Annotated in this window: 4 protein-coding genes and 1 pseudogene; 4 read left to right on the top strand and 1 reads right to left on the bottom strand. The window is 61.6% G+C overall.

What is annotated here, in order from left to right; genetic code table 11:
- A pseudogene (locus AC1D1X_RS20480) lies at positions 1 to 387 on the top strand (site-2 protease family protein); the annotation flags it as partial.
- A 24-nt stretch (positions 388 to 411) separates the two neighbouring features.
- Here the strand turns inward: AC1D1X_RS20480 and AC1D1X_RS20485 are convergent.
- Positions 412 to 669 (bottom strand): hypothetical protein, encoded by a 258-nt coding sequence (locus tag AC1D1X_RS20485; protein ID WP_477670986.1) that lies wholly within the window; start codon positions 667 to 669, stop codon positions 412 to 414.
- 122 nt (positions 670 to 791) lie between these two features.
- On the opposite strand from AC1D1X_RS20485, the gene AC1D1X_RS20490 reads away from it, so the two are divergent.
- The 3 genes from AC1D1X_RS20490 to AC1D1X_RS20500 all read left to right on the top strand — a co-directional run bounded on the left by AC1D1X_RS20490 (position 792) and on the right by AC1D1X_RS20500 (position 2609).
- Positions 792 to 1388, top strand: a complete 597-nt coding sequence (locus tag AC1D1X_RS20490; RefSeq protein WP_477670987.1) for a 3'-5' exonuclease — start codon at positions 792 to 794, stop codon at positions 1386 to 1388.
- 134 nt (positions 1389 to 1522) lie between these two features.
- Positions 1523 to 1741 carry a hypothetical protein gene (locus AC1D1X_RS20495; RefSeq protein WP_477670988.1) on the top strand — a complete coding sequence of 73 codons (219 nt, stop codon included), beginning with the start codon at positions 1523 to 1525 and terminating at the stop codon, positions 1739 to 1741.
- A gap of 79 nt (positions 1742 to 1820) precedes the next feature.
- Positions 1821 to 2609 carry a substrate-binding domain-containing protein gene (locus tag AC1D1X_RS20500; RefSeq protein WP_477670989.1) on the top strand — a complete coding sequence of 263 codons (789 nt, stop codon included), beginning with the start codon at positions 1821 to 1823 and terminating at the stop codon, positions 2607 to 2609.
- Positions 2610 to 2640: the final 31 nt, after the last annotated feature.

Below are 2640 nucleotides of genomic sequence, written 5' to 3' on the forward strand. Positions count from 1 at the left end.
GACCAGGACAGCAACCTGCTGCTGGCGATTGCCTATTCCGGCTTTTTCCTGAACCTCTTCAACCTGATTCCGCTGTCTCCGTTTGACGGAGGCCGCATCACCGCGGTGCTGTCGCCGCGCATCTGGTTTCTGGGGGTGCCGGTGCTGGTGGGCCTGTTCTTCTGGCGGCCCAGCCCCATGCTGATCCTGATGGCGCTGCTGGCCGGGCCGCAGCTGCTGAAGGCCATACGCTACAAATCAGACAGCGAAGAAGCGAAAACCTATTACGCCACCAGCGCCGCCACGCGGTTTGAGTACGGCTTTTATTACCTGGCCCTGGCGGCGTTTCTGGCGGTGATGACACACGATGTGCATGAAATGCTGCGCGGCGTCAGCGGCATGCGGTAAATCGGGCTGAATGCGCGGCTCGTGTCAGTCCGGCACAAACTTCGCATTGAAGGTCGCTTCGTCCTCGGGCAGCTCCATCGTCACCAGTTGCCCCATGCGCATGTCGGCGAGGCGGCAGGCGCCGAACAGGCTGTATTTGCCCTTGAGCCCGTAGCTTTCCATGTCGATCAGCATGAAGGAGTGCGGCACAAACACCTGGTGCAGAAAAATCGTGCGGTGCCGGTTGCGCGGCGACGGAAAGAGCTTGTATTGCTCGGTGGTGATGCTTTGTGCTGCTGCCATGATGTGGGTGAGTGAGGGCGGTCGGGGGCGTCCGATGTAATGCGCCAACCCTGACTGTAAGCTCTAGCCTTGCACAGACCTTGCCGCAGCCCTGTTTTTTGCCCACTTATGCCCCAATACCCATGACAGAGCGTCACCCGACCCCCGGAAAAGAAGAAATTGCCCTGCTGGAGCCGTTCGACCGGCTGAGCCTGGGACAGATCCAGGTGGTGGCGACACCGGCCCAGGCCGCCGCAGCGCTGCAGGCCCTGGCCGGCGCCACGGTGCTGGGCTTTGACACCGAGTCGAAACCGACCTTTGCCAAAAACGAGGCGTCTGAAGGGCCGCACATCGTGCAGCTTTCGACGCTCGACAAGGCCTGGATCTTCCAGCTCGAAGATGCCGAATGCCGCCGCGTGGTCGGGTTGCTGCTGAGCTCGCCTGCCATCATCAAGGCCGGCTTCGGCCTGGGGGACGACCAGCGCCGCATCATCCGCAAGCTGGGCACAGACCTGCAGGGCGTGCTGGACCTGAACGTGGTGTTCCGCGAGCGCGGCTACCGCAAGGACATGGGCGTGCGCGGCGCCGTGGCCGTGATGTTCAACAAGCGCTTCCTCAAATCCAAGAAAGCCGCCACCTCCAACTGGGCCAATGAACGGCTGACGGAAGCGCAGATCATTTACGCGGCCAACGATGCCTATGGCGCGCTGCGGGTGTACAAAGCGCTGGGGCTGGGGTAGGCGCGGCCGCAATACGCTACCAAATTGATAGCTGGTCGCGCTTATCCACAAAGGGTTTCAACCGATTTTTACTTAAAAATCCTGACGGCAAAAATTATCTTGATTTTTATCTTTATCTTTAGAAGGAAACAACCATGAAAACACTGTTCCCCCTGCTCGCCTGCGTCCTGATCTCCGGTTGCGCCGCCGAACTGGTCAGCGTCAATGAAAAGCAGATTGTGGTCAAAGCCCGCCCGTCGAAATTGGGCGAAGCCACCGACATCGCTGAAATGGAATGCCAGAAGCGCGGCCTGCATGCCCGGCTGGTGACAAAGCCGACCCCCGAGCAGTACGGGTTTGAGTGCGTGCGCTGAGTCACGCATCCACGCAGCAAGTCGAAGAAGTCGAAGAAGTCGAAGAAGTCGAAGAAGTCGAAGAAAGCGAGGAGATGGCATGCAACAACTTCTGAAGTTCTGCAGGATCTTCTGGCTGCTGCTGCCCGTGCTGGTGTGGCCCGGCGGCGGCGCTTGGGCGGCCGATATACATGTGATGACCTCGGGTGGTTTTACCGCCGCCTACAACGAACTGGTGCCGGCCTTTGAGCGTGCAACCGGGCACAAGGTCATTGCCGCTTATGGCGCGTCCATGGGCGACGCGCCGGACGCCATCCCGAACAGGCTGGCGCGCAAGGAGCGGGCCGACATCGTGATCCTGGCGGCGCCGGCGCTGGATGCGCTCGTGAGCCAGGGCAAGGTGCAAGCCGGCAGCCGGGTGGACCTGGTGCGCTCACTGATCGGCATGGTGGTACGCGCAGGTGCGCCCAAGCCGGACATCAGCACGGTCGACGCGCTCAGGCGCACGCTGCTGGACGCGCGGTCCATTGCCTACTCGGCCAGCGCGAGCGGTGTCTATATTTCGACCGAGCTGTTCCAGCGCCTGGGAATTTCCGCGCAGGTGGCAGGCAAAAGCACCAAAATACTCAGCGAGCGGGTGGGCAGCGTGGTGGCCCGCGGCGATGCCGAACTGGGCTTCCAGCAGGTCAGCGAACTGCTTCCGGTTCCGGGCATCGACTATGTGGGGCCGCTGCCGGATGAAGTGCAGCGCGTCACCGTGTTTTCAGCAGGCATTGCCGCCGATGCTGTCGAGCAGGATGCCGCACGTGCATTGATTCGTTTCTTTACCACTGCGGCGGCCGCGCCCGTCATCCGGAAAACCGGGCTGGAACCTGTCACCGCCCCATGATGGCGGGCCCTGCGGGCATCAGGGGTAGTAG

It is taken from the genome of Polaromonas sp. P1_G4, from assembly GCF_056405475.1.